Genomic DNA, 21,677 nt, shown 5'->3' with positions numbered 1-21,677 from the left:
GTTTCGGGAAGGCGTGAAAGTACGCATAGGGAAGGGGGATTTCTCCGTGCGTGATTCGTTTCTTCCCTTTTCTCCTCCGCTCATCGGCGAAGAGGAGATCCAAGAGGTGGTGGACACGCTGCGGTCTGAGTGGATCACCACGGGCCCGAAAACCAAGGAATTCGAGCGCAGGTTTCAGGAATTCTTGGGGGCTCCCGGAGCCTTGGCGTTGAATTCCTGCACGGCAGCCCTTCACACGGCCCTCGTGACCTTAGGTATTGGTCCCGGAGACGAAGTGATCACCACCCCCCACACCTTTGCGGCAACGGCAAACGTGATCGAACACGTCGGAGCACGTCCTGTCTTCGTCGACGTAGAACCTGATACGTTGAACATCGATCCGTCGCGCATCGAGGCGGCCCTTACGCCGCGGACGCGCGCCATCATGCCCGTGCACTTCGCCGGACATCCGGCGGACCTCGATCCCATACGGGAGATCGCGCAAGCACACGGGCTCGCTCTCATCGAGGATGCGGCCCATGCCCTTCCGGCGCGCTATCGAGGGCAGATGATCGGGTCGAGCCGTAACCCCGTGGCGTTTAGCTTTTACGCGACCAAAAACCTCACGACCGCAGAAGGCGGGATGCTTACGGGCACACCGGACTTTTTGGCTAAGGCTGCCGTCCTCGCCTTGCACGGGATGACTCGGGACGCGTGGAAGCGGTACGGGAAGGAGGGGTCCTGGTACTACGAAGTAACCGTCCCCGGCTTTAAGTACAACATGACGGACATCCAGGCGTCCCTCGGGCTCCACCAGTTGAGAAAGCTGCCGGAATTTCACAGGCGCAGGCGGGAAATTGCCGCACGGTACACGGCGGCCTTTTCCGAACGTGAGGAGCTCGTCGTGCCCGTGGAGCGGCCGGACGTAGAACACGCGTGGCATCTCTACGTTCTCCGACTCAACCTTTCCGCTCTTACGATCGACCGAGCCCGGTTTATCGAAGAGCTCAAACAGAGGAATATTGGGACTTCCGTGCATTTCATTCCCGTTCACCTCCACCCATACTACCGCGAGAAGTACGGGTACCGTCCGGAGGATTTCCCGGTTTCCTACGAAAACTACCTGCGGAGCATCAGCCTTCCCCTTCATCCCGGCCTCAGCGACCGCGACGTGGACGACGTCATCGAGGCGGTCCTGGACGTCGTTCGCGAATTTCGGCGGTGAGGTCTTCGGAGTTTTTTTCGGGAGGCGGTGGCGTGCGGCGATCGAAGCGCCTTTTTGACATCTTCTGGAGCGCGCTGGGCCTTCTTCTCCTCCTCCCCGTGTTTCTCGGAATCGCACTGGCGATCAAACTCGACGACGGAGGGCCTGTGTTTTTCCGCCAACAGCGCATCGGGTACCGGGGACGGCCGTTTACGATGTGGAAGTTCCGCACGATGGTCGTCGATGCGGAGCGAAGGGGAGGGCCCCTTACCGTGGGAAGGGACCCGAGGGTTACGCGCGTGGGGTACTGGTTGCGGAAGACCAAGCTCGACGAACTCCCGCAGCTTTGGAACGTACTTAAGGGCGAGATGAGCCTCGTGGGTCCGAGGCCGGAAGTTCCCCAGTACGTCGCCCTTTACACGGAAGAACAGCGGCGAGTTCTAGAACTCGTACCGGGAATTACCGACCCCGCTTCTATTCGCTTTCGCCACGAAAGCGAACTCCTCGCCCGTTCTCCGGATCCTGAAAGGACATATGTCGAGGTCGTCATGCCGGAAAAAATCCGCTTGAATTTGGAGTATGCCGAGCGCGCTACGGTATGGAGCGACTTTGCGGTAATCTTGCACACGTTTTTGGCCCTCTTTCGGTCTTCGGACATGGGTCCCACCGTCGAGCCCTCGGATGACAGGCGTTCCGATTTAGGGTAAGCTATACGGGGAACTGCGCGCCAAAATGCGGACGGGGAACGACTTCTTAGCCCGAGGGCGAAAGCAAGGTGAAGGCGCAATGCCTCGGAGTTTCCTGAAGTTTTCGCTCGATCTTTTGGCGTGGAGCGCGGCGGCGCTTCTCAGCTTTTGGCTCCGGTTGGAGGATCCCCTCCCCCTCTACGCACGCCCCTTGCTCCTGTACGTGCTCCTGGGGGCGGTTGTAGGCGGGCTCGTAATCGCCGCTCTCGGGTTGCCGCGGCAGGCTTGGAACAAGGCGGGTTTGCGGGATGCCTTTGCGGTGTTTCGGGCTACGGCCCTGGGGACCGGGTTCCTCTTTCTCATCGTCGGCGTCGGCCACCCCGATCTCGGAATACCCCGAAGCATTCCCCTCATCCACGGAGTTCTCGCCCTGCTCTTTCTCGGGGGGTTGCGCGTGATCGTCCGCATGTCCGAGGAACGGAGCGGTCGGCGGGCGCTTTCGGGAAGGGAACGCCGCGTCCTCATCGTAGGTGCCGGGGAAGCCGGAACGATGATCGCGCGGGAGATGCTCAGGCATCCGGAAACCGGGCTTATGCCCGTGGGCTTTCTCGACGATGATCCGAACAAAGCCGGACAAAGGTACCTAGGGCTCCGCGTTTTGGGAAAGCTGGGTGACCTTCCGCGAGTCGTACGGCACACGGCCGCAGAAGAGGTGCTCATCGCCATTCCGTCCGCCCCCGGCACGGTGGTCCGCCGGGTCGTAGACCTCGCCCGCAAGGCGGGCGTGCGCTACCGCATCATCCCCGGGATCTACGACATCCTTGCGGACCGCGTAAGCGTAACCCAAATCCGCGAGGTGGACGTGGAAGACCTCCTCCGGCGCGATCCTGTACGTCTCCAGGTAGAAGAAATCGCCGGCTACCTCGAAGACAAGGTGATTTTGGTTACGGGGGCCGGGGGCTCTATCGGGAGCGAGATCGTTCGGCAGGTGCTTCCGTTTCGCCCCAAATTTCTCGTGCTCGTGGGGCGGGGCGAAAACAGCCTGTACGAACTCGAGAAGCGCTTGGAGCGGGAGTATCCTTCCGCCCGGTGGGCGACGATCGTCGCGGACGTTCGTCGGAAGGACAAGCTGATTTCTATCTTCGAGCGTTTTCGCCCACAGGTGGTCTTTCACGCGGCCGCCCACAAGCACGTGCCGCTCATGGAACTCAACCCCGACGAGGCGATTTTCAACAACGTCGGGGGTACGAAGAACCTGGTGGAGGTCTCCCTGAGTTTCGGCGTCGAGCGGTTTGTCAACATCTCCACGGACAAGGCGGTCAACCCGACTTCGATCATGGGAGCGAGCAAGCGGGTTGCGGAGTACATCGTAACTTGGGCGGCGTCCCGCGCTCGACCTGGTCAGGTGTTCGTCTCCGTGCGCTTCGGCAACGTCTTGGGGAGCAGGGGGAGCGTGATTCCGCTCTTTAAGGAGCAAATCCGTCGGGGCGGTCCGGTGACGATCACCCACCCGGATATGGTTCGGTATTTCATGACCATTCCCGAAGCGGCCCAACTCGTCTTGCAGGCGGGCGGCCTGGGCGAAAACGGCGCCGTGTACGTCCTCGACATGGGAGAACCCGTCCGCATCCTCGACTTGGCGTACGACCTCATCCGCCTTTCCGGCCTGGAACCCCACGTGGACATCGACATCGTGTTCACCGGGAAACGGCCGGGAGAAAAGCTCTTCGAGGAACTCCTCACGGCAGAAGAGGGTACGCGTGCGACAAAACACGAAAAGATCTTTGTGGCCCGTAATACCGACGTTCCGCCCGACTTCGAGGAAAAGTTGCACGCGCTTTTCGAAGCGGCTCGGACGGGGAACGGAGACGCGATCCGCAAGGCCCTGCGCGAACTCGTGCCGACGTACACCCCCGCCTCGTTTTCCGGAGAAGACGGGAAGAGGTTGGAAAACGGTCGGGAAACGCGGAGGGCGGACGGTTCGGGTTCCTCTGGAGGCGATTTGGTCGTCTCCCAGGCCCAGGAGCTCCTGTGGCCTTCCCGGAGTGCGACGGGAGGGACGTGAGGGCGTTGGCGTTCCACGAGTTCGGGGCGGGTTCGAAAAAGACCCCGAGAGATGAGGAAACTATTCTACCTTCACACGGGAGGAAGGCCCATGGGGGATTTGCACCGCACGAAGGAAGAGCTCCTTCGCAAGATCCGCAATCGAAATGCCGTCGTCGGGGTCGTAGGGTTGGGGTACGTAGGTCTTCCGCTGGCCGTGGAAATTGCCCGCGTAGGTTTTCGCGTCTTGGGAGTAGAGCGGAATCCCAAACGAGTCGATCTCGTGAATTCCGGGAAAAGCTACATCGACGATGTTCCTACGGAAAAACTTGCCGAAGTGGTCCGGGAGGGGCGGTTGGAAGCTCGCGTAGATTTTTCGCGCGTTCCCGAGATGGACGTAATCGTGATTGCCGTCCCCACCCCTCTCACCCGAAATCTCGTACCGGACTTGCAGTACGTAGAGGGTGTGACCCGCGAACTTTCTTCGCGGCTCCGCCCCGGACAGCTCGTAAGCCTCGAATCTACGACGTACCCCGGGACTACCGAGGAAGTCATGCTTCCCATCTTGGAACGTGGCTCCGGCCTTCGCGTCGAGGAGGACTTCTTCCTCGCGCACTCTCCGGAACGCGTTGATCCCGGGAACAAGAACTTCACCACAAAAAATACCTCTAAGGTCGTCGGCGGCGTTGGCCCGGCGTCGTTGGAGGTGGCCTCGGCCTTTTACGCCCAAGTGATCGATCAAGTCGTACCCGTATCGAGTGCGAAGGCGGCGGAACTCGTCAAGGTGTACGAGAACACGTTTCGCGCCGTAAACATCGCCCTCGTCAACGAACTCGCTCTGCTTTGCGACCGCATGGGGCTGAACGTGTGGGAGGTATTGGACGCGGCGTTTACCAAGCCGTTCGGGATCATGCCGTTTTACCCCGGCCCCGGAGTCGGGGGCCACTGCATCCCGATCGACCCCCACTACCTGGAGTGGAAGGCGAAGGAGTTCAACTTCAATACGCACTTCATCGCGCTGGCGGGCGAGATTAACCGCAAGATGCCCGAGTTCGTCCTCGAAAAGGTCCGGAGGATTCTGAACGACATGCGCCTCGCCCCTTCTGCCGCCCGCGTTCTCCTCTTGGGCGTTGCCTACAAGAAGGACGTTTCGGACTTGCGGGAAAGCCCCGCCCTCGACGTCCTCCGCCTTCTGAGGCGGGAGGGCGCTCAGGTGGCTTATCACGACCCGTTTGTTCCGGAACTTTCTTGGGAGGGGATCTCCCTCCGCAGTGTTCCGCTTACGGACGAGGTCCTTCGGGAACACGACCTCGTCGTTCTGACGACGGACCACACGAGTGTCGACTACGAGTTTGTGCGCAGACACGCACGTAAGATTTTGGATACGCGGGGCGTGTATCGGCGTTCGCCTTCGGACAACGTCGTCCTCTTGTGACCCGCCCGTACGCCCGTACCGGAAAGAACGGGTTCCGGGGCAGTTTGCGTCGTTTCTATCCCCGATTCGCGTAGGGGGAATTCGCTCTTCGGGAGAGACGAGAGCATGAAGCGTTTTGCTCTTATCGGCGCCGGGGGCTATATCGCTCCGCGGCACCTCGCGGCCATTCGCGACACGGGAAACCTCCTCGTCGCCGCGCTCGACCCCGTGGACGCCTCGGAACGCGTTCACGCCTTCTTTCCGGGAGCGCGGGTGTTTCGCGAAGAAGGGGAATTCGAAGACTACCTTCGGGTTCTGCTTGAACGAGGCGAAGGCGTGGACTACGTGAGCATTGCCAGCCCCAACCATCTACACGCAGCACATATCCGCCTCGCCCTTCGCGTAGGCGCCCACGCCCTTTGCGAAAAACCGCTGGCTGTTCGCGTTGAGGACCTCGAAGACCTCAAGCAACGGGAGCGGGAAACGGGACGTCGGGTGTACACGGTCCTCCAACTCAGGGTACATCCCGAACTCGCCCGCCTCCGCGAGCGTTTGCGCGCGGACGACCGCGTGCACGAAGTGTTCCTCACCTACGTGACGGGGCGCGATCCTTCGTACCTCAAAACCTGGAAGGGGCAAAGCGAAAAGAGCGGCGGACTGGCGATGCACATCGGGATCCACTTTTTCGACCTCCTCCTTTGGTACTTTGGAAATCCCGTTCATCTCGAAGTCCACCGTCGGGACGATGCCACCGTTGCGGGCTTTCTCGAGCTCGAAAGGGCGCGCGTGCGGTGGTTTCTCTCACTTGACACTGCCTATGTTCCCGAACTCTACCGGCAAGCGGGGAAGACGACGTACCGGTCGATTGCGGTGAACGGCGAAGAGATTGACTTTTCCCGCGTACCGCCGGAGCTTCATACGGAAGTGTATCGACGAACGCTTGCGGGCGAAGGGTTCGGCATCTCGGAGGCCGAAGCATCCATACGTCTCACGGCGGCGATCCGCGAACTTCCCGTGGTTTCCCCTTCTCCCGCGTACGTTCATCCATTGCTCGCGGACAGGAAGTAATCGGACGCGAGAAGACGTCGGAGCGGCCGACCAATCCGGCAAAGGAGGGGTCCCGTTGCAGGGCGGGGAAACGGCGGATTCTTTGCTCTCTTTGGGGTTACGCGTGTGGGAAGGGAAGGCGTATGTCCACGAGACGGCGGTCGTAGATCCAGGGGCGGAGATCGGTGAGGGAACTCGAATTTGGCATTTTTCTCACGTGATGGCGGGTGCACGGATCGGTCCGCGCTGCAATCTAGGGCAAAACGTCTTCGTAGCCCGAGGGGCCGTCATCGGGGCGGGGTGCAAGATCCAAAATAACGTCTCGGTGTACGAGGGCGTCGTTTTGGAAGACGAGGTTTTTGTCGGCCCAAGTGCCGTATTTACGAACGTCAAGACGCCTCGGGCGGGCTTTCCCCGCAATACGTCGGAAGACTACGTGCGTACGGTTGTGCGCCGCGGGGCGTCCATCGGGGCAAATGCCACCATCGTATGCGGCGTGACGATCGGAGAATGGGCCATGGTGGGTGCTGGGGCGGTCGTCACCCGAGACGTCCCTCCGTACGCCCTCGTCCTCGGGGTGCCCGCCAGGATTTCTGGGTGGGTCTGCGAATGCGGGCTCCCCCTCTCTTTTGATTCTTCGGGGCATGCGGTGTGTTCGTGCGGGCGGCGCTACGAGCGCGTAGACGAAACTACGGTAAGGAAGGTGGGGGACGGTGGAACGGTCGAAAATCCCCGTTCTTGATCTGACGCCGGAGGTCGAGGAACTTTGGGAGGACTTCCAGGCGGCCATTGCGCGGGTGCTTCGTTCGGGACAGTTCATCCTTGGCCCCGAGGTAGAGGCGTTTGAACGGGAGGTGGCGGAATACCTCGGCGTCAAGCACGCGATTGGGGTAAATTCGGGGACAGACGCTCTGGTACTTTCTCTGCGCGCTTTGGAAATCGGCCCCGGAGACGAGGTGATCACGACCCCCTTTACCTTTTTTGCCACGGCAGAAGCGATCCATCTCGTCGGGGCGACACCCGTCTACGTGGACATCGATCCCGAGAGCTTCAACCTCGATCCGAAACGCATCGAAGAGGCCATCACCCCGAGAACGCGAGCCATCCTTCCCGTGCACCTGTACGGTCGTCCGGCGGATATGGATGCGATCTTGGCAGTTGCCCGCGCGTACGGCCTCAAGGTGATCGAGGACACGGCGCAGGCCTTTGGGGCGGTCGTCGGCGGCAAGAAAGCGGGGACGTTGGGCGACGTCGGCGCCTTTTCCTTTTTTCCCAGCAAGAATCTCGGGGCTTATGGCGACGGAGGCCTTGTGGTCACCGACGACGACGAAGTAGCGGAGCGCGTACGCATGCTTCGCGCACACGGCTCTCGGAAGAAGTACTTCAACGAGATGATCGGGTACAATTCCCGCCTCGACGCCCTTCAGGCGGCAATCCTCCGCGTCAAGCTCCCCCATATCGACCGTTGGAACGCGGCGCGAAGGTTGGTGGCCCGCCGCTACAACGCCCTGCTCGAGGGGGTACCGGGAATCGTAATCCCCGACGTGCAGGAGGGGTACGTGTTTCACCAGTACACCATCCGCGTCTTGGGCGGAAAGCGGGACGCCGTGCGGCGTTTTCTTGCCGACCGGGGGATTGCCACGATGGTGTACTACCCCGTACCGCTGCACCGCCTCCCCGTGTACTCCACCCCTCCGGGCGAATTTCCCGAAGCAGAGCGGGCGGCTTCCGAGGTCCTGTCCCTTCCGATTTGGCCCAAACTTCCCCCGGCCGTCCTCCACGAGGTTGCACACGCCGTACGCGAAGCGGTGGGATCCGAAGAATAGGAGCAACTTGCCCCCTGCGGTTTTTCCGGTTCGTCGCCCCTCACCGGAGAGATCCGTTGACAGGAGGGGGATTCTGAAGTATAATATTCTTTGCTGGCCGAAGGGCCATGCGCCCGTAGCTCAATTGGATAGAGCATCTGACTACGGATCAGAAGGTTGGGGGTTCGAGTCCCTCCGGGCGCGCCACTTCGGGATTTAGCTCAGCTTGGCAGAGCGCTTGGTTTGGGACCAAGAGGTCGCAGGTTCAAATCCTGCAATCCCGACCAGCACAGGCGGGCGTAGTTCAATGGCAGAACTCCAGCCTTCCAAGCTGGCGATGCGGGTTCGATTCCCGTCGCCCGCTCCATGATGCGAAAAAACGGAGCCGCTGAAAGCGGCTCTTTTTTCATTTCCTGGGTTGTCCAGACCCGGCCGTGGGATCCACGGCGGTCGGCGGCGACTTTTTCTCGGGAAGAGAAATGTGCTAATCTGGGTGCGAAGCGCTAGGGGTCGCCGGGGCGGAAGAAGGCGGTGAAGCGCCGGGTGGGCAACTTTTGGGAGGTCTTTTGGCGGTACGCCACGGACATCCTCGACATCGCCCTCGTTTCCGTAGTCTTTTACTACCTCATCGTCCTCCTCCGGGGAACGAAGGCCGTCCAACTGTTAAAGGGCTACCTCATCATCGTAGCCGTTTGGCTCGTAAGTTCTTTCTTACACCTTCGGGCCCTTCAATGGCTCATGTCGCAGGCCTTTAGCCTCGGGGTCTTTGCCATCCTCATCATCTTCCAGCCGGAGCTCCGTCGGGCGCTTGAAGAGCTCGGAAGCGGTCGCCTCCTGCAACCTGCAAGGGAAGGTGCACGTCGGGCGGAAGAGCACATCGCCGAGACTTTGGCGTCCGCAGCATCGTACATGGCCAAACGACGGATTGGGGCACTCATCGCCCTCGAGGGCCACGTGAGCCTGAAAAGCTATGCGGATACGGGTACGGCGATCGGCGCGCGCCTTTCGGAGCCGCTCCTCATCCAGATCTTCATTCCCAACACCCCCCTGCACGACGGTGCGGTGATCGTCCGCGGAGACGAAATCGTCGCCGCCGGATGCTACTTTCCCCTCAGCGAACGGCGCGACCTTCGCCGAGGATTGGGGACACGGCACCGCGCGGCCGTGGGGTTGTCGGAACTGAGCGACGCCCTCGTACTCGTCGTCTCCGAAGAAACCGGGAACATCTCGCTCGCGTATCAAGGGCTTTTGGAGGAAGGTCTCGGTGAAGAGCAGCTCCGCGAGCGAATTCGAGAATGGCTGCGCGAACGGCGTCCTCGAGCTTCGGGGATGAGGAGGGGGTTCCTCCGTGGAACGCTTACTCGAGAATAACCTTTTCGTCCGCGTCCTCTCCGTCCTCCTCGCCTTTATGCTCTGGCTTATTTTGCGCAGCGAAACTCCGCCCGGCGGCGAGCGGGTGGCCGTACCCCCTCTTACCGAGACGGTCGAGCGAGAGTTTCGCGGCCTCGACATCCACCCCGAACTTCACGATACCTCTGTCGCCATCGTCTCGATTCCCACAAAGGCCGACGTCGTCCTTCGCGGGCCGCGCGTGGCGGTTTCGGGGGTGTTGCGGGAGAGCCTACGTGTGGTTGCCCCGCTTCAGGGGCTTGGTCCCGGCCGGCATGAAGTCCCCCTTATCCTCGAAGGAGTTCCCATAGGCGTGGAATGGAAGGTTGTCCCTGAGCGCGTGGAAGTCGTCTTAGAAAAGGTCGTGGAACAGGAGTTCCCCGTAAACGTGGAGATCCTCGGAGATGCCAAACCGTACGTGTTGGACGTACAACCAGACCCTTCGCGCATCGTCGTCCGCGGAGCGGAAAGCCTCGTCGCACGCGTGGCGATCGTCAAGGCGTTTCTCACCCTCGACGCGCCGAAACCTCCGGAGTCCACGTATACGGCGAGCCTCTCGGCGTACGACGCCCAAGGGAAGGGACTTTCTGTGGCAATTCTTCCCGCTCAGGTAAAGATCCGCGTCGCCTTTGCGGAAGCGTACGGGGAAGTCCCGCTGCGCCCGCAAGTTCGTGGCTCTCCTCGGGACGGGTTCGCAATTGCCGACGTAACCGTATCCCCCCAGCGCGTCCGGATCTTGGGGGGGGATCAGGCCGTGCGCGGAGTTTCCGAACTCGTGCTTCCGCCGGTGGACGTTTCGAATGCCCAGGACAGCGTACATCGTTCGGTGCAAATCCTTCTCCCCGCGGGGGTTCAGCGAGTAATCCCGCAAACCGCCACAGTCACCGTTCGCCTCGTGCCTGCAGAGGATCGGAGGGTCGAACTTCCGCTGGAGGTGCGGGACGTTCCGGAGGGTGCAGAGTTTCGTTGGAGCGACGGGTTTGCCGGAAAGGTCGCGGTGACGCTCCGCGGGGCTCCCTCGGTTTTGGACGGCGTGACCCCCACATCGATCCACGCCTACGTTTCCCTCGCCGGCCTTCCTGCGGACGGTTCCGCGCACGAAGTTCCCGTCCGTGTGGACCTTGGGAATTTGAGGTGGGTGACTGCCGTGCAGGTGACTCCCGATCGGGTCGGCGTGATCCTCACCTCAGGGCGAACCGGTGCGTCTACACCGGTGCCCTGAGGCGCCGAAGGAGGTGGTGAGCGGTCGGCAGGAAGCCAAAGGGACAACGCCGGCGGAAAGCGACGTAGCCTACGTTGGGAAAGAGATTTTGCAAGGGAGGTCGACGGAGTGGGTCGGTACTTTGGAACGGACGGAATCCGGGGTATTGCCAATCAGGAGCTCACCCCCGAACTCGCCTATCGTGTGGGGCGTGCTGCAGGGTACCTCTTGCGCAAAGGCGAAGGCGCACCGCAGGTCGTCGTAGGGCGCGATCCGCGGATTTCGGGGACGCTTCTCGAGTGCGCCTTGGTTGCGGGCCTTCTATCGGTCGGCGCGGAGGTCGTGCGTCTCGGAGTCTTTACGACGCCCGGGGTAGCGTACATGACCCGCGCTCTTGGAGCGGATGCCGGAGCGGTGATCTCCGCCTCCCACAATCCCATGGAGGACAATGGGATCAAATTCTTCGGACCCGACGGATTCAAGCTTTCCGACGCCGTGGAGGATGCCATAGAAACGCACCTCGAGGGAGAGGATCGGCTGCCCCGTCCCATAGGGGCCGGGATCGGTCGACTCGTAGACTATCCAGAGGGCGTCCAGAAGTACCTCGCCTTTTTGAAGCAGAGCGTCCCTGTAGACCTTTCCGGCAGAAAGATCGTCCTCGACTGTGCCAACGGAGCGGCTTCCCCTGTGGCAGAACGGCTCTTCGTCGACCTCGGGGCAGAGGTCGTGTCGATCTGCTGCCGGCCGGACGGAACGAACATCAACGCCGGTTGCGGTTCTACGAAGCCGGCTAAGCTCGCGGAGACGGTCGTCCGCGAAGGGGCCGACCTCGGTCTCGCCTTCGACGGCGACGCCGACCGCCTCATCGCCGTCGATTCCCAAGGGGAAATCGTGGACGGCGACCGCATCTTGGGGATCTTAGCGGAAGACCTTCAGGCACGCTCCGCCCTTCCGCAAAACACGCTCGTTGGAACGGTGATGACCAACGAAGGGCTCGTCCAGTACCTGGCGACGAAGGGAATCCGCGTAGAACGCGTCGCTGTCGGCGACCGCTACATCCTCGAACGGATGCGGGAACGGGGGTACACCCTTGGCGGGGAGCCATCCGGCCACATCATCCTCCTTGCGCGGCACACGACCGGAGACGGCCTTCTCACGGCGCTTGCGCTCCTACAGGTACTTCAGGCGCGGAAGACCGCGCTTCGGGACCTCGCCTTTACGTGGAAGGCGTACCCCAACATCCTCGTGAACGTCCGCGTTGCGTCGAAGGAAGGGTGGGACTCTCGGGAGGGGATCCAAGCGGCAATCGCCGAAGCTCAAGAGGCGCTTGCGGGCAAGGGCAGGATTGTCGTACGCCCTTCGGGGACGGAGCCCCTCCTTCGCGTGATGGTGGAAGCCGAAGAACGGACTCTTGCCGAAACCCTCGCCCGTCGCATTGCCGAGGCGATTGCCCGGGAGATGGGGGGAAACCTCGTAGAGTGAGATCCTCCGCGCTTTTCGTTTCCTCCGGTAGACCTCATCCGCCGCCGCATTTGGGCGGTGGGTGGGGTTGGCCGGGGTTTTTGTGTTCCGGCGGTTTCCGCCGCCCCGGCGAAATTTCCTTGCACTTCGAGGGGGAGTGAGTATAATAGGCTCGAATCGGCGACAAAGGGAAACCGGCGAGGGGTGGGGATGGGACGATGGAGCCCATCGTTCGTCTCGAGGGCGTAACGGTGCGGTATGGCGACGACCCCCCGGTGCTTGCGGATTTCTTCTTGGACATCGAGGAGGGAAAGTTTACCACGCTCCTCGGACCTTCGGGTTGTGGCAAGACTACGATCCTTAGGCTCATCGCGGGATTCGTCCGACCGCAGCGTGGCGAGATCTACTTTCGGCGGCAACGCATCACGGATCTCCCTCCGAACCGCCGCAAGGTGAATACCGTGTTTCAGGACTACGCCCTCTTCCCCCACCTCGACGTCTTTGAGAACGTCGCATTCGGCCTACGCGTGCGGGGGGAAAGGGAGGCTAAGGTACGCGAAAGGGTCCTCGATGCCCTACGCTTTGTCAACCTTCTCGGGTTCGAGCGCCGGCACGTGCACGAACTTTCCGGCGGTCAGAGGCAGCGCGTGGCCATCGCGCGGGCGATCGTCAACGAACCGGAGATCCTCCTCCTCGACGAGCCTCTTTCCGCCCTGGACCGCAAGCTGCGTGCGGAAATGCAGTACGAGCTTCGCAACCTCCAGCGCAAGTTGGGGATTACCTTCGTGTTCGTCACCCACGACCAGGAAGAGGCGCTCGCCATGTCCGACACCGTAGTCGTCCTCAACGAAGGGAAGATCCAGCAGATTGGGACGCCCAAGCAGATCTACGACGAGCCGGCCAACCGCTTCGTGGCCCGGTTCATTGGCGAGTCAAACCTCTTCGAGGGCGTCATGCTCGAAGACTACCGCGTGGCCTTTCAAGGCCGCGTCTTTACCTGTGTTGATCGCGGATTTCCGCGGGAAGCCCCCGTGGACGTCGTCCTTCGCCCCGAAGACCTCGAAATCGTTCCGGCGGGGGAAGGACTTCTCGACGTCCGCATCGTTTCGGAACTCTTCCGCGGCGTGCACTACGAAATGGTGGGCATCGACGACCTCGGGGGGCGTTGGCTCATCCACTCCACGCGCCGCGTTGCCGAGGGAACGCTCGTAGGAATTCGCTTTGATCCCGACGCCATCCACGTAATGCCCCGCGTACGCGAGGAAAACGGATCTTTCTCGGACTCGGCCGCACCTGCGGACGGTCTCGCCGAGGAAGGGGGGACACCCGCCCTTGCTCGGTAAGATCCGCATCCTCTTTTGGATTACCTACGGGGTTTGGCTTGCCGCTTTCGTCGTCCTTCCGATCCTCCTCGTCCTCTACCAAAGCCTTCACGACGTCCACGGAAGGTGGACGTTGGAAAACTTCTTCCGGTTCTTTTCCCCGGTCTACCTTCGGATGGCCGGGGACTCTCTTTGGTACGCGTTTTGGATTACCTTTCTCTCTCTTGTCGTGGCCTATCCCGCAGCCCTCGCCCTCGTACGCCTTGCGTCGCGCGACTTCTGGCTCGTCGCCCTCATCCTTCCTTCCTGGGTGAACCTCCTCCTCAAGGCCTACGCCTTTCTCGGGATCCTTTCCGAGCACGGGCCCGTCAACGCCCTCGTTTCCCTCGTAGGCCTGGGGCCCGTCCCGCTTCTCTTTACCGACCTCGGTTTCGTGCTCGTTTCCGTGTACATCTTTATTCCCTTTATGATCCTCCCCATCTTCAATGCCGTTCGCGCCATTCCTGCAGAACTCATCGACGCCGCCCGCGACCTGGGCGCTTCCCCCTTACAGGTCGTCCGCCGGGTCATCTGGCCTCTGAGCCTTCCGGGGGTGCGGGCGGGTGTTCAGGCGACCTTCATCCCCGCGTTGTCTCTCTTCATGATCACGCGGCTCATCGCGGGAAACCGCGTTATTACCTTGGGGACCGCCATCGAGCAGCACTTTCTCGTGACGGGCGATTGGGGGATGGGGTCGGCCATCGCCGTCGTCCTCCTCCTTCTCATGAGCGCGTCCGTGATCTTCGCCCGGCGGAGTTTCTTTGCCGCTCCCGTCGGGGGCGAGTAGGTTTCAGAGCCGCAAGGAACGATGGCGAGGGTGCAGGTACGGCCGACAAGGGGGTGAATTTCCGCGGTGGAAGAAGGACGGGCTCGAAGGATGTGGGAGCGGACGGGAGGGCGCCTGGGGAAGGCGTACCTCGTCTTCGTGTTTTTCGTCCTCTACGCGCCAATTCTCTACTTGATCGCGTTTTCTTTCAACGCCGGGGACACGATGTACGCTTGGGAAGGGTTTTCGCTCGACTGGTACCGCGAACTTCTGAACGACGAGCGCCTGCTCGTGATCGCGTTGAATACGCTCGTGATCGCCCTCGCCTCGAGCATCTTGGCCACGGTTGTGGGAACGGCGGGTGCCCTCCTCATCGGCATGTCGGAAGCGCGGCGTAGGCGGGAGACGCTCCTCCTTTTGAACAACGTGCTCCTCGTAAGTCCCGATGTGCAGATCGGAATTTCCTTCCTCCTTCTCTTTACGCTAGCAGGGATCGCCCTCGGCGAAGGCTCGGTCCTTCTGGCGCACGTAGCGTTCAGCGTACCGATCGTCGTCCTCATGGTTCTCCCGCAGGTGGAGAAGATGCCCAAGACGCTCCTCGACGCCGCCTACGACCTCGGGGCGTCCCACCGCGACGTCCTCTTCCGCGTGATCCTCCCCTACATCACCCCTGGGATTCTCGCCGGCTTTTTCATGGCCCTTACGTACTCCTTCGACGACTTCGCCGTAACCTTTTTTGTCACTGGGGGCGGTTTTTCCACCTTGCCCGTGGAGATCTACTCGCGCGCCCGCCGCGGAGTGTCTCTAGAGCTCAACGCCCTGTCCGCCCTTCTCTTCCTTCTGAGCTTTGCCTTTGCGTTCGGCTACTACTGGATTCAACGTCGGGAGATGCGTCCCCGGAGCGAGGCACGCCGCTAGTTCGCGCGCGATTGCCGCTTCCAGCACTCGGGTTTACGCGTTTTTGGCAGAAGTGCGAAGGGAAGTGAAGCCATGCGGACGCTCGTTCGCTTTTTTGCCTTCGTGGGGCTCCTCCTCGCCCTCGTCGTTTCCGCCCGCGCCGCCGTTACGGCAAAGTACCGAGCATACGGGGAAAACGTCCTCCACGTCTACAACTGGGGCGACTACATCGACCCTGCGCTCCTCGAACGCTTTCAGGAGGAGACAGGGATCCGAGTCGTTTACGAGACGTTCGATTCCAACGAAGAGATGCTGGCGAAGCTCCGCCAGGGCGGGACCTCGTACGACGTCGCCGTGCCCAGCGACTACGCGATCCAGCGCCTGATCCGCGAAGGTCTCCTCCTCCCCCTCGACCACGACCGACTTCCCAATTTGCGATACATCGATCCCCGGTTTCTCGACCTTCCTTTCGACCCGGGGAATCGGTACTCCGTTCCCTACTTCTGGGGGACGCTCGGCATCGCCTACCGCCCCGATCGGGTTCCTTTCGAGATTCGGAGTTGGCGGGACCTTTGGTCTTTGGACCTTCGGGGGCAGGTACTCCTCGTCGACGGCCCGCGGGAAGTGGTTGGCATAGGGCTTCAGACGTTGGGCTATTCTTTAAACGACGCGGATCCCGCCCACCTCGAGGAAGCCAAGGCGCTTTTGGACACCTTGGTGCCCAACGTAAAGGCCATCGTAGGCGACGAGATCCGCGTGCTTTTGGCGCAGGATGAGGCAAGCGTGGGCGTGATCTGGTCGGGCGACGCCAAGAGCGTCCTCGAGCACAACCCGTCCTTCGAGTACGTGATTCCCGAGGAAGGTTCGAACATCTGGTTTGACAACTTCGTCATCCCCAAGACGGCGCGCAACGTGGAGGGGGCGTACAAGTTCATCAACTTCTTCCTCGATCCGGAGGTCGCAGCCCAAAACGCGGAATACGTCGGGTACGCAACACCCAACCGTGAAGCCTTCGCCCTTCTCCCCGAAGAGGTCACCTCCGACGAACGCTTCTATCCTCCGGAGGAGGTACTGCGGCGCCTCGAAGTCTACCTCGACCTAGGGCGGGACGCCGTGGCACGCTACAACGAGCTCTTCCTCGAGTTCAAAATGCACCGGAAGTGATCCCCCGCCCCTTCGGCATGCCCGCCGAGTGCGTGCCGGAACGGTACTGCCGAAGCGATCCCCCCTTGACGCCGCATGTGTTCCGGAGTACAATTGCGTCCGACAAGGAGAGAATGTAACTTCCGCATATAAACGCAAGTGCGAACTTTGAGGAGGCATATTCTCATGTCTCCGCTGTTGAGGCGTGCGCCCATCGCGTGCGTCTCTTTTCCGGCCGCCGGGTCGGCCGGTTTGTCGTCGAGAGGGCGAATGTCCGGACGGCTTTCCGCGAAATCCGTGTCGGGGCGCAGGCGGTGTCCCGTCTCTTTTTTGTCTCTTTTGCCCTTTGCGGCCTTTCCCTGTATCTCTCCGTGCGTCGGAGAAGGACAACCGCGCTTTATGTGTGAACGCGCACCGCCGTCGGCACCCCGAGCGCATACTACGGCCGGGACGGCCGAACGCACCTCGGGCAAAGGGGAAAAGGGGGAAGCGAGTATGGGGGATGTGTGGATGATCCTCCTCACCCTGGCGAGTTTTGCCGCGTTCGTGCTTTGGATTCCGGGGATCGAGTGGATCCTCCGCGACGAAGGAGGGAACGGAAGGTGACGGCCCTCCTCGCGTTGACGGTACTTCTCTTCGTCTACCTCGCCTACGCGCTGCTTTTCGCAGAACGGTTTTAGGAGACTCGAGGATCGCCGCACCCGAAGGGTACAGGGGTTACATGAAGTCGCACCACTCGGGTATGGACAGGGAGGGGAACCCGTGAACGGTCCGGATTTTCTGGAGGTTTTGGTCTTCGTCCTCCTCGTGACGGCTCTCATGGTTCCTACGGGGAACTACCTCTACCGCCTCATGGAGGCAGGAGAAGGTCCGTTCGGTCGTGTGTTTCTCCCCGTGGAGCGGCCGCTCTACCGGCTTATGGGCGTAGATCCCGACGAGGAGATGGACTTTCGCGCCTATGCCAAGGCACTCGTGCTCTCTAACCTCTTCATGATGCTCCTCGGGTACGCCGTCTTCCGCCTTCAGGCGTACCTCCCCCTCAATCCCGACGGGATTCCAAACCAATCGCCGGATTTGGCCTTTAACACGGCGGCTTCCTTCATCACGAACACAAACTGGCAGTCGTACTCCGGCGAAACGGCGATGAGCATCCTCGGCCAGATGCTCGGCATCACCTTTCTCATGACCGTGTCCGCCGCCACGGGGATCGTGGCCGCCTTTGCCGCCATCCGGGGAATTCGCGGGGACCGCACCCTTGGGAATTTCTACCGCGACTTTACCCGCGTCGTGGTGCGCTTCCTCCTTCCCCTTTCCTTCGTCGTGGCGCTCCTCTACGTCGCCGAAGGCATGCCCCAAACCCTACTCGGGCGCGTAACCGTTACTACGCTCGACGGCGCCCAACAGGTAATTGCCCGTGGCCCCATAGCCACCCTCGAGGTAATCAAGCACTTGGGGACGAACGGGGGCGGGTACTTCGGGGCAAACGCCGCCCACCCATACGAAAACCCTACGCCCTTTACCAACCTCCTCCACATGCTCCTCATGATGCTCGTTCCCACCGCACTTCTCGTCACCTTCGGCCGGGCCACGGGGAGGATGCGGCTCGCCTGGCTCCTCTATGCGGGTGTGTTTGCGATCTTTCTCACCCATTTCGCCGTCGTCTACGCCGCGGAAACCTGGGGGACACCGGCGCTCCGCGAACTCGGAGTTCAGGGCGGCAACTTCGAGGGCAAGGAGTGGCGTTTCGGCATCGTCGGTGCCAGCCTCTTTACCACGGTGACGACGGCGGCCACGACCGGTTCTGTGGACAACATGCACGACTCCCTTACGCCCCTCGGAGGGATGATCCCGCTGTTTCAAATGATGCTCAACACCGTCTTCGGGGGCGTAGGGGCGGGGTTTCTCAACATCCTCATGTACGTCCTTCTCACCGTTTTCCTCTCGGGTCTGCTCGTGGGACGGACGCCCGAGTTTCTCGGCCGCAAGATCGAGCCTAAGGAAATGAAGCTCCTCGTGATCGCCTTGCTCATGCACCCGCTCCTCATCCTCTTCCCCACGGCCCTCGCCCTTTCCCTGCCCGGGCCGCGGGAATCCATCCTCAACCCCTTCTTCCACGGAATCTCCGAAGTTGCCTATGCCTATGCCTCCGGGGCGGCCAACAACGGATCCGCCTTTGCGGGGCTCAACGCCGACACGCCCTTTTACAACGTCTCCATCGGGCTCGTCATGCTCTTCGGCCGCTTTGTGTCCCTCCTCGCGCTCGTCGCCGTCGCCGCGTCGTTGGGCCAAAAGCGCGTGGTCCCCGAGTCTACGGGGACGCTCAAGGTAGACACCCCGCTCTTCGCTTCCCTCGTCGTCTTCGTGATTTGGGTGGTCGGGGGTCTCACGTTCTTTCCGGTCCTCGCGCTGGGGCCCTTGGCGGAGCACTTTACAATGCTCGTACAGGGCGTAGCCCCGTAAGAATCCGGTTTGCGGCCGGGACCGGGAAGCGACGGAGGACACCGGTGCGCCTTCCGACAAGCATCCCCTACGGGGGTAGGTGCGCGAAGGAGGTTTAGGTCGTGGTCGAACGCAAAGCGGTGCAACCCTACAGCCGGGAACTCTTAGGGGAAGCCGTCCGCATGAGCTTTGTCAAGCTCGACCCCCGCCAGATGGTAAAGAATCCCGTGATGTTCCTCGTGGAGGTTGGCGCCTTCCTCACCCTCCTCCTCACGATTTGGCCCGATCTCTTCGGGGCTTCCGAAGCCGGTCGTGGGTACAACTTCGCCATGTTCCTCATCCTCTTCTTCACCGTCCTCTTCGCGAACTTCGCCGAAGCCGTAGCAGAGGGGCGCGGAAAGGCGCAGGCCGCGGCGCTCCGCAAGACCCGTGGAGAGACGATGGCGCGCCGGCTGAAGAAGGACGGCGAGTTCGAATGGGTTCCGGCTTCCGCCTTGCGAAAGGGCGACGTCGTTCGAGTAGAGGAAGGGGAGATCATCCCCGCCGACGGAGAGATCGTTGAAGGTCTCGCCGCCATCGACGAGTCGGTAATCACCGGGGAGTCCGCTCCGGTGATCAAAGAGGCGGGCGGCGACTTCTCCTCCGTAACCGCAGGTACGCGCGTGATTTCCGACTGGATCGTCGTCCGCGTCACCCACGACCCGGGGGAAACGTTTCTCGACCGAATGATCGCCCTCGTGGAAGGGGCGAAGCGGAAAAAAACGCCGAACGAGGTGGCGCTTACCATCCTCCTCGTGGCGCTTACGCTCATCTTCCTCCTCGTCGTCGCCACCCTCGTCCCCGTTGCCGGCTATCTGGGGATCTCCTTTGACGCCGTAAACCTCATCGCCCTTCTCGTGGCGCTTATTCCCACGACAATCGGCGGTCTACTTTCGGCGATCGGCATCGCGGGGATGGACCGCCTGGCCCAGGCCAACGTGATCGCCATGAGCGGTCGGGCAATCGAGGCGGCCGGCGACATCGACGTGATCGTCCTCGACAAAACGGGAACCATTACCTACGGACACCGCATGGCCGCGGAGTTCATCCCTGTGGGTACGCACTCGGAGAGCGAGGTTGCGGAGGCCGCCTACCGCGCTTCGGTGCGCGACGAGACGCCGGAAGGGCGTTCGATTGTCGATCTTGCCCGACGCAAGGGCGTAGTTTGGGCCGAAGAGGCCCAAGCCCTCGAAGGGGCGACGGTGATCGAGTTTTCGGCGGAGACACGGAAATCCGGCCTCCGCCTCGCTTCGGGGGAGACGTTTGTGAAAGGCGCCGTCGACGTGATCCGCCGCGAAGCCGAGGCTAAGGGCTTGCCCGTGCCGCCCGACCTCGCTCCTAAGACGGAACGCATCGCGCGCGAGGGTGGGACGCCGCTTGCCGTGGCGGTAAACGGGGAGATCCTCGGGCTCATCTACCTCAAGGACACCGTCAAACCCGGGCTTAAGGAGCGTTTTGCCGAGCTTCGCGCCATGGGGATCAAGACGATCATGCTCACGGGCGACAACCCGCTTACGGCGGCGACGATCGCCCAGGAGGCGGGGGTCGACGAGTTCGTCGCCGAGGCGCACCCGGAGGACAAGATCCGTATCATCGAGCGCGAACAGCGCCAAGGGAAGCTCGTGGCGATGACCGGTGACGGGACGAACGACGCGCCGGCCCTCGCCCAGGCAGATGTGGGCCTCGCCATGAATTCGGGGACCCAGGCGGCCAAGGAAGCGGCAAACATGGTGGATCTGGACAGCGACCCGACCAAGCTCTTGACCGTGATCGCCATAGGAAAGCAGCTTCTCATCACCCGCGGAGCCCTCACCGCCTTTTCCGTGGCAAACGACGTCGCGAAGTACTTCACGATCTTTCCGGCGATTGTCGTAAGCGGGATTCCCGCCCTCGACGCGCTCAACGTCCTTCACCTTACGTCGCCTCGGACGGCGATCCTCTCGGCGATGATCTTCAACGCGATCATCATCCCCCTCCTCATCCCCTTGGCCCTTCGGGGTGTGCGCTACCGGCCGGCCACCGCCGACCAGCTCCTCGCCCGCAACATCCTGATCTACGGCTTGGGCGGGGTGATCGCTCCCTTTGTCGGGATCAAGCTCATCGACGTGTTCCTTACGTTCTTAGGCGTTCGCTAGGTCCGCACCTTTGCGGGTAAAGGAGTGGTGCACCGTGATTCCCGCTCTTCGGGCGGCGGTCGTCTTTGCCCTTCTCACGGGACTGGTCTACCCCCTCGTGACCGTGGGAGCCGCCGAACTCTTCTTCCCGTGGCAAGCCCGAGGAAGCCTCGTCGAGCGAAACGGCGAGGTCCTCGGCTCGCCGCTCGTAGGTCAGACGTATGCTTGGCCGGAGTTCTTTCACCCTCGGCCAAGTGCGGGGGGCTATGATCCCCTGGGTACGGGGGGTACGAACCTCGCGGTCGCGAGCCCGAAGTACAAAGAAAGTTTGGCCCAACGGGTCGCCGAAGTCCGACGAGAGGAGGGCGTTTCGGGACCGCTTCCCGCGGACTACGTGACGGCTTCCGGTTCGGGGCTCGACCCCCACATTTCCGTTGCCGCCGCCGAGCTCCAAATCCCCCGCATCGCTCGCGTGACGGGGATTTCCGAGGCAGAACTTCGGGAGATGGTGGCCCGGCACACGCTAGGGAAAAGTTTCGGGATTTGGGGAGAGCCACGCGTAGAACTCTTTTCCCTGAACGCCGAAATCGCCGAGCGTCTGGGCCGCCTTCCGCAATCCGGTACTTCTTCGCCCTGACGTGAAGGTGCCAGGTGCGTTGGGGATCCTCGCCCGGAATTTCCAGAAAACG

General features: G+C 61.8%; 18 protein-coding genes and 3 tRNA genes. All 21 read left to right on the top strand.

What is annotated here, in order from left to right:
- The first annotated feature begins 46 nt into the window (after positions 1 to 46).
- On the top strand, positions 47 to 1,204 hold the full coding sequence (locus tag C7438_RS04605; protein WP_121444191.1) for a DegT/DnrJ/EryC1/StrS family aminotransferase: 1,158 nt from the start codon (positions 47 to 49) through the stop codon (positions 1,202 to 1,204).
- A 32-nt stretch (positions 1,205 to 1,236) separates the two neighbouring features.
- The gene (locus tag C7438_RS04600) at positions 1,237 to 1,890 is read left to right on the top strand and encodes a sugar transferase (protein WP_121444190.1); all 654 of its coding nucleotides are present in this window, start codon (positions 1,237 to 1,239) and stop codon (positions 1,888 to 1,890) included.
- Between the two features lie 79 nt (positions 1,891 to 1,969).
- Positions 1,970 to 3,934 carry a polysaccharide biosynthesis protein gene (locus C7438_RS04595; RefSeq protein WP_121444189.1) on the top strand — a complete coding sequence of 655 codons (1,965 nt, stop codon included), beginning with the start codon at positions 1,970 to 1,972 and terminating at the stop codon, positions 3,932 to 3,934.
- 90 nt (positions 3,935 to 4,024) lie between these two features.
- Complete coding sequence (locus C7438_RS04590; RefSeq protein WP_121444188.1) at positions 4,025 to 5,347, top strand: nucleotide sugar dehydrogenase; 1,323 nt, start codon at positions 4,025 to 4,027, stop codon at positions 5,345 to 5,347.
- Positions 5,348 to 5,452: 105 nt separating this feature from the next.
- Positions 5,453 to 6,394, top strand: a complete 942-nt coding sequence (locus C7438_RS04585) for a Gfo/Idh/MocA family protein (RefSeq protein ID WP_121444187.1) — start codon at positions 5,453 to 5,455, stop codon at positions 6,392 to 6,394.
- Between the two features lie 55 nt (positions 6,395 to 6,449).
- Positions 6,450 to 7,115 (top strand): DapH/DapD/GlmU-related protein, encoded by a 666-nt coding sequence (locus C7438_RS04580; RefSeq protein WP_289626233.1) that lies wholly within the window; start codon positions 6,450 to 6,452, stop codon positions 7,113 to 7,115.
- Positions 7,087 to 8,199 (top strand): DegT/DnrJ/EryC1/StrS family aminotransferase, encoded by a 1,113-nt coding sequence (locus tag C7438_RS04575; protein ID WP_121444186.1) that lies wholly within the window; start codon positions 7,087 to 7,089, stop codon positions 8,197 to 8,199. Before C7438_RS04580 ends, C7438_RS04575 begins: the two co-directional genes overlap by 29 nt.
- A gap of 109 nt (positions 8,200 to 8,308) precedes the next feature.
- Positions 8,309 to 8,385, top strand: a tRNA-Arg gene (locus C7438_RS04570).
- 3 nt (positions 8,386 to 8,388) lie between these two features.
- A tRNA-Pro gene (locus C7438_RS04565) sits at positions 8,389 to 8,465 on the top strand.
- 6 nt (positions 8,466 to 8,471) lie between these two features.
- Positions 8,472 to 8,545, top strand: a tRNA-Gly gene (locus C7438_RS04560).
- A gap of 176 nt (positions 8,546 to 8,721) precedes the next feature.
- Complete coding sequence (gene cdaA, locus C7438_RS04555; protein ID WP_121444319.1) at positions 8,722 to 9,549, top strand: diadenylate cyclase CdaA; 828 nt, start codon at positions 8,722 to 8,724, stop codon at positions 9,547 to 9,549.
- Positions 9,527 to 10,789, top strand: coding sequence for a CdaR family protein (locus tag C7438_RS04550; protein ID WP_121444185.1), 1,263 nt, complete (start codon positions 9,527 to 9,529; stop codon positions 10,787 to 10,789). The genes cdaA and C7438_RS04550 overlap by 23 nt, the downstream gene beginning before the upstream one ends.
- Before the next feature lie 108 nt (positions 10,790 to 10,897).
- Positions 10,898 to 12,250, top strand: coding sequence for a phosphoglucosamine mutase (gene glmM / locus C7438_RS04545; protein ID WP_121444184.1), 1,353 nt, complete (start codon positions 10,898 to 10,900; stop codon positions 12,248 to 12,250).
- Between the two features lie 197 nt (positions 12,251 to 12,447).
- Entirely contained in the window at positions 12,448 to 13,572 is a 1,125-nt protein-coding gene (locus C7438_RS04540; protein ID WP_121444183.1) for an ABC transporter ATP-binding protein, read from the top strand.
- Positions 13,562 to 14,377, top strand: a complete 816-nt coding sequence (locus C7438_RS04535; RefSeq protein ID WP_121444182.1) for an ABC transporter permease — start codon at positions 13,562 to 13,564, stop codon at positions 14,375 to 14,377. Before C7438_RS04540 ends, C7438_RS04535 begins: the two co-directional genes overlap by 11 nt.
- Positions 14,378 to 14,467: 90 nt before the next feature.
- Positions 14,468 to 15,274 carry an ABC transporter permease gene (locus C7438_RS04530; RefSeq protein WP_121444181.1) on the top strand — a complete coding sequence of 269 codons (807 nt, stop codon included), beginning with the start codon at positions 14,468 to 14,470 and terminating at the stop codon, positions 15,272 to 15,274.
- Positions 15,275 to 15,346: 72 nt separating this feature from the next.
- On the top strand, positions 15,347 to 16,417 hold the full coding sequence (locus C7438_RS04525; protein ID WP_121444180.1) for an ABC transporter substrate-binding protein: 1,071 nt from the start codon (positions 15,347 to 15,349) through the stop codon (positions 16,415 to 16,417).
- 548 nt (positions 16,418 to 16,965) lie between these two features.
- Positions 16,966 to 17,076 carry a K(+)-transporting ATPase subunit F gene (gene kdpF / locus C7438_RS09620; RefSeq protein WP_170143568.1) on the top strand — a complete coding sequence of 37 codons (111 nt, stop codon included), beginning with the start codon at positions 16,966 to 16,968 and terminating at the stop codon, positions 17,074 to 17,076.
- 82 nt (positions 17,077 to 17,158) lie between these two features.
- Entirely contained in the window at positions 17,159 to 18,856 is a 1,698-nt protein-coding gene (gene kdpA, locus C7438_RS04510; protein ID WP_245956493.1) for a potassium-transporting ATPase subunit KdpA, read from the top strand.
- Positions 18,857 to 18,957: 101 nt separating this feature from the next.
- On the top strand, positions 18,958 to 21,009 hold the full coding sequence (kdpB, locus tag C7438_RS04505) for a potassium-transporting ATPase subunit KdpB (RefSeq protein ID WP_121444177.1): 2,052 nt from the start codon (positions 18,958 to 18,960) through the stop codon (positions 21,007 to 21,009).
- Between the two features lie 34 nt (positions 21,010 to 21,043).
- Entirely contained in the window at positions 21,044 to 21,625 is a 582-nt protein-coding gene (gene kdpC / locus C7438_RS04500; protein WP_211322069.1) for a potassium-transporting ATPase subunit KdpC, read from the top strand.
- Positions 21,626 to 21,677: the final 52 nt, after the last annotated feature.

This window comes from Brockia lithotrophica, from assembly GCF_003633725.1.
GTDB classification, from domain to species: Bacteria; Bacillota; Bacilli; order Thermicanales; family DSM-22653; genus Brockia; species Brockia lithotrophica.
The sequence above is the reverse complement of the archived record's forward strand: the minus strand, read 5'-3'. Positions and strand labels throughout refer to the sequence as shown.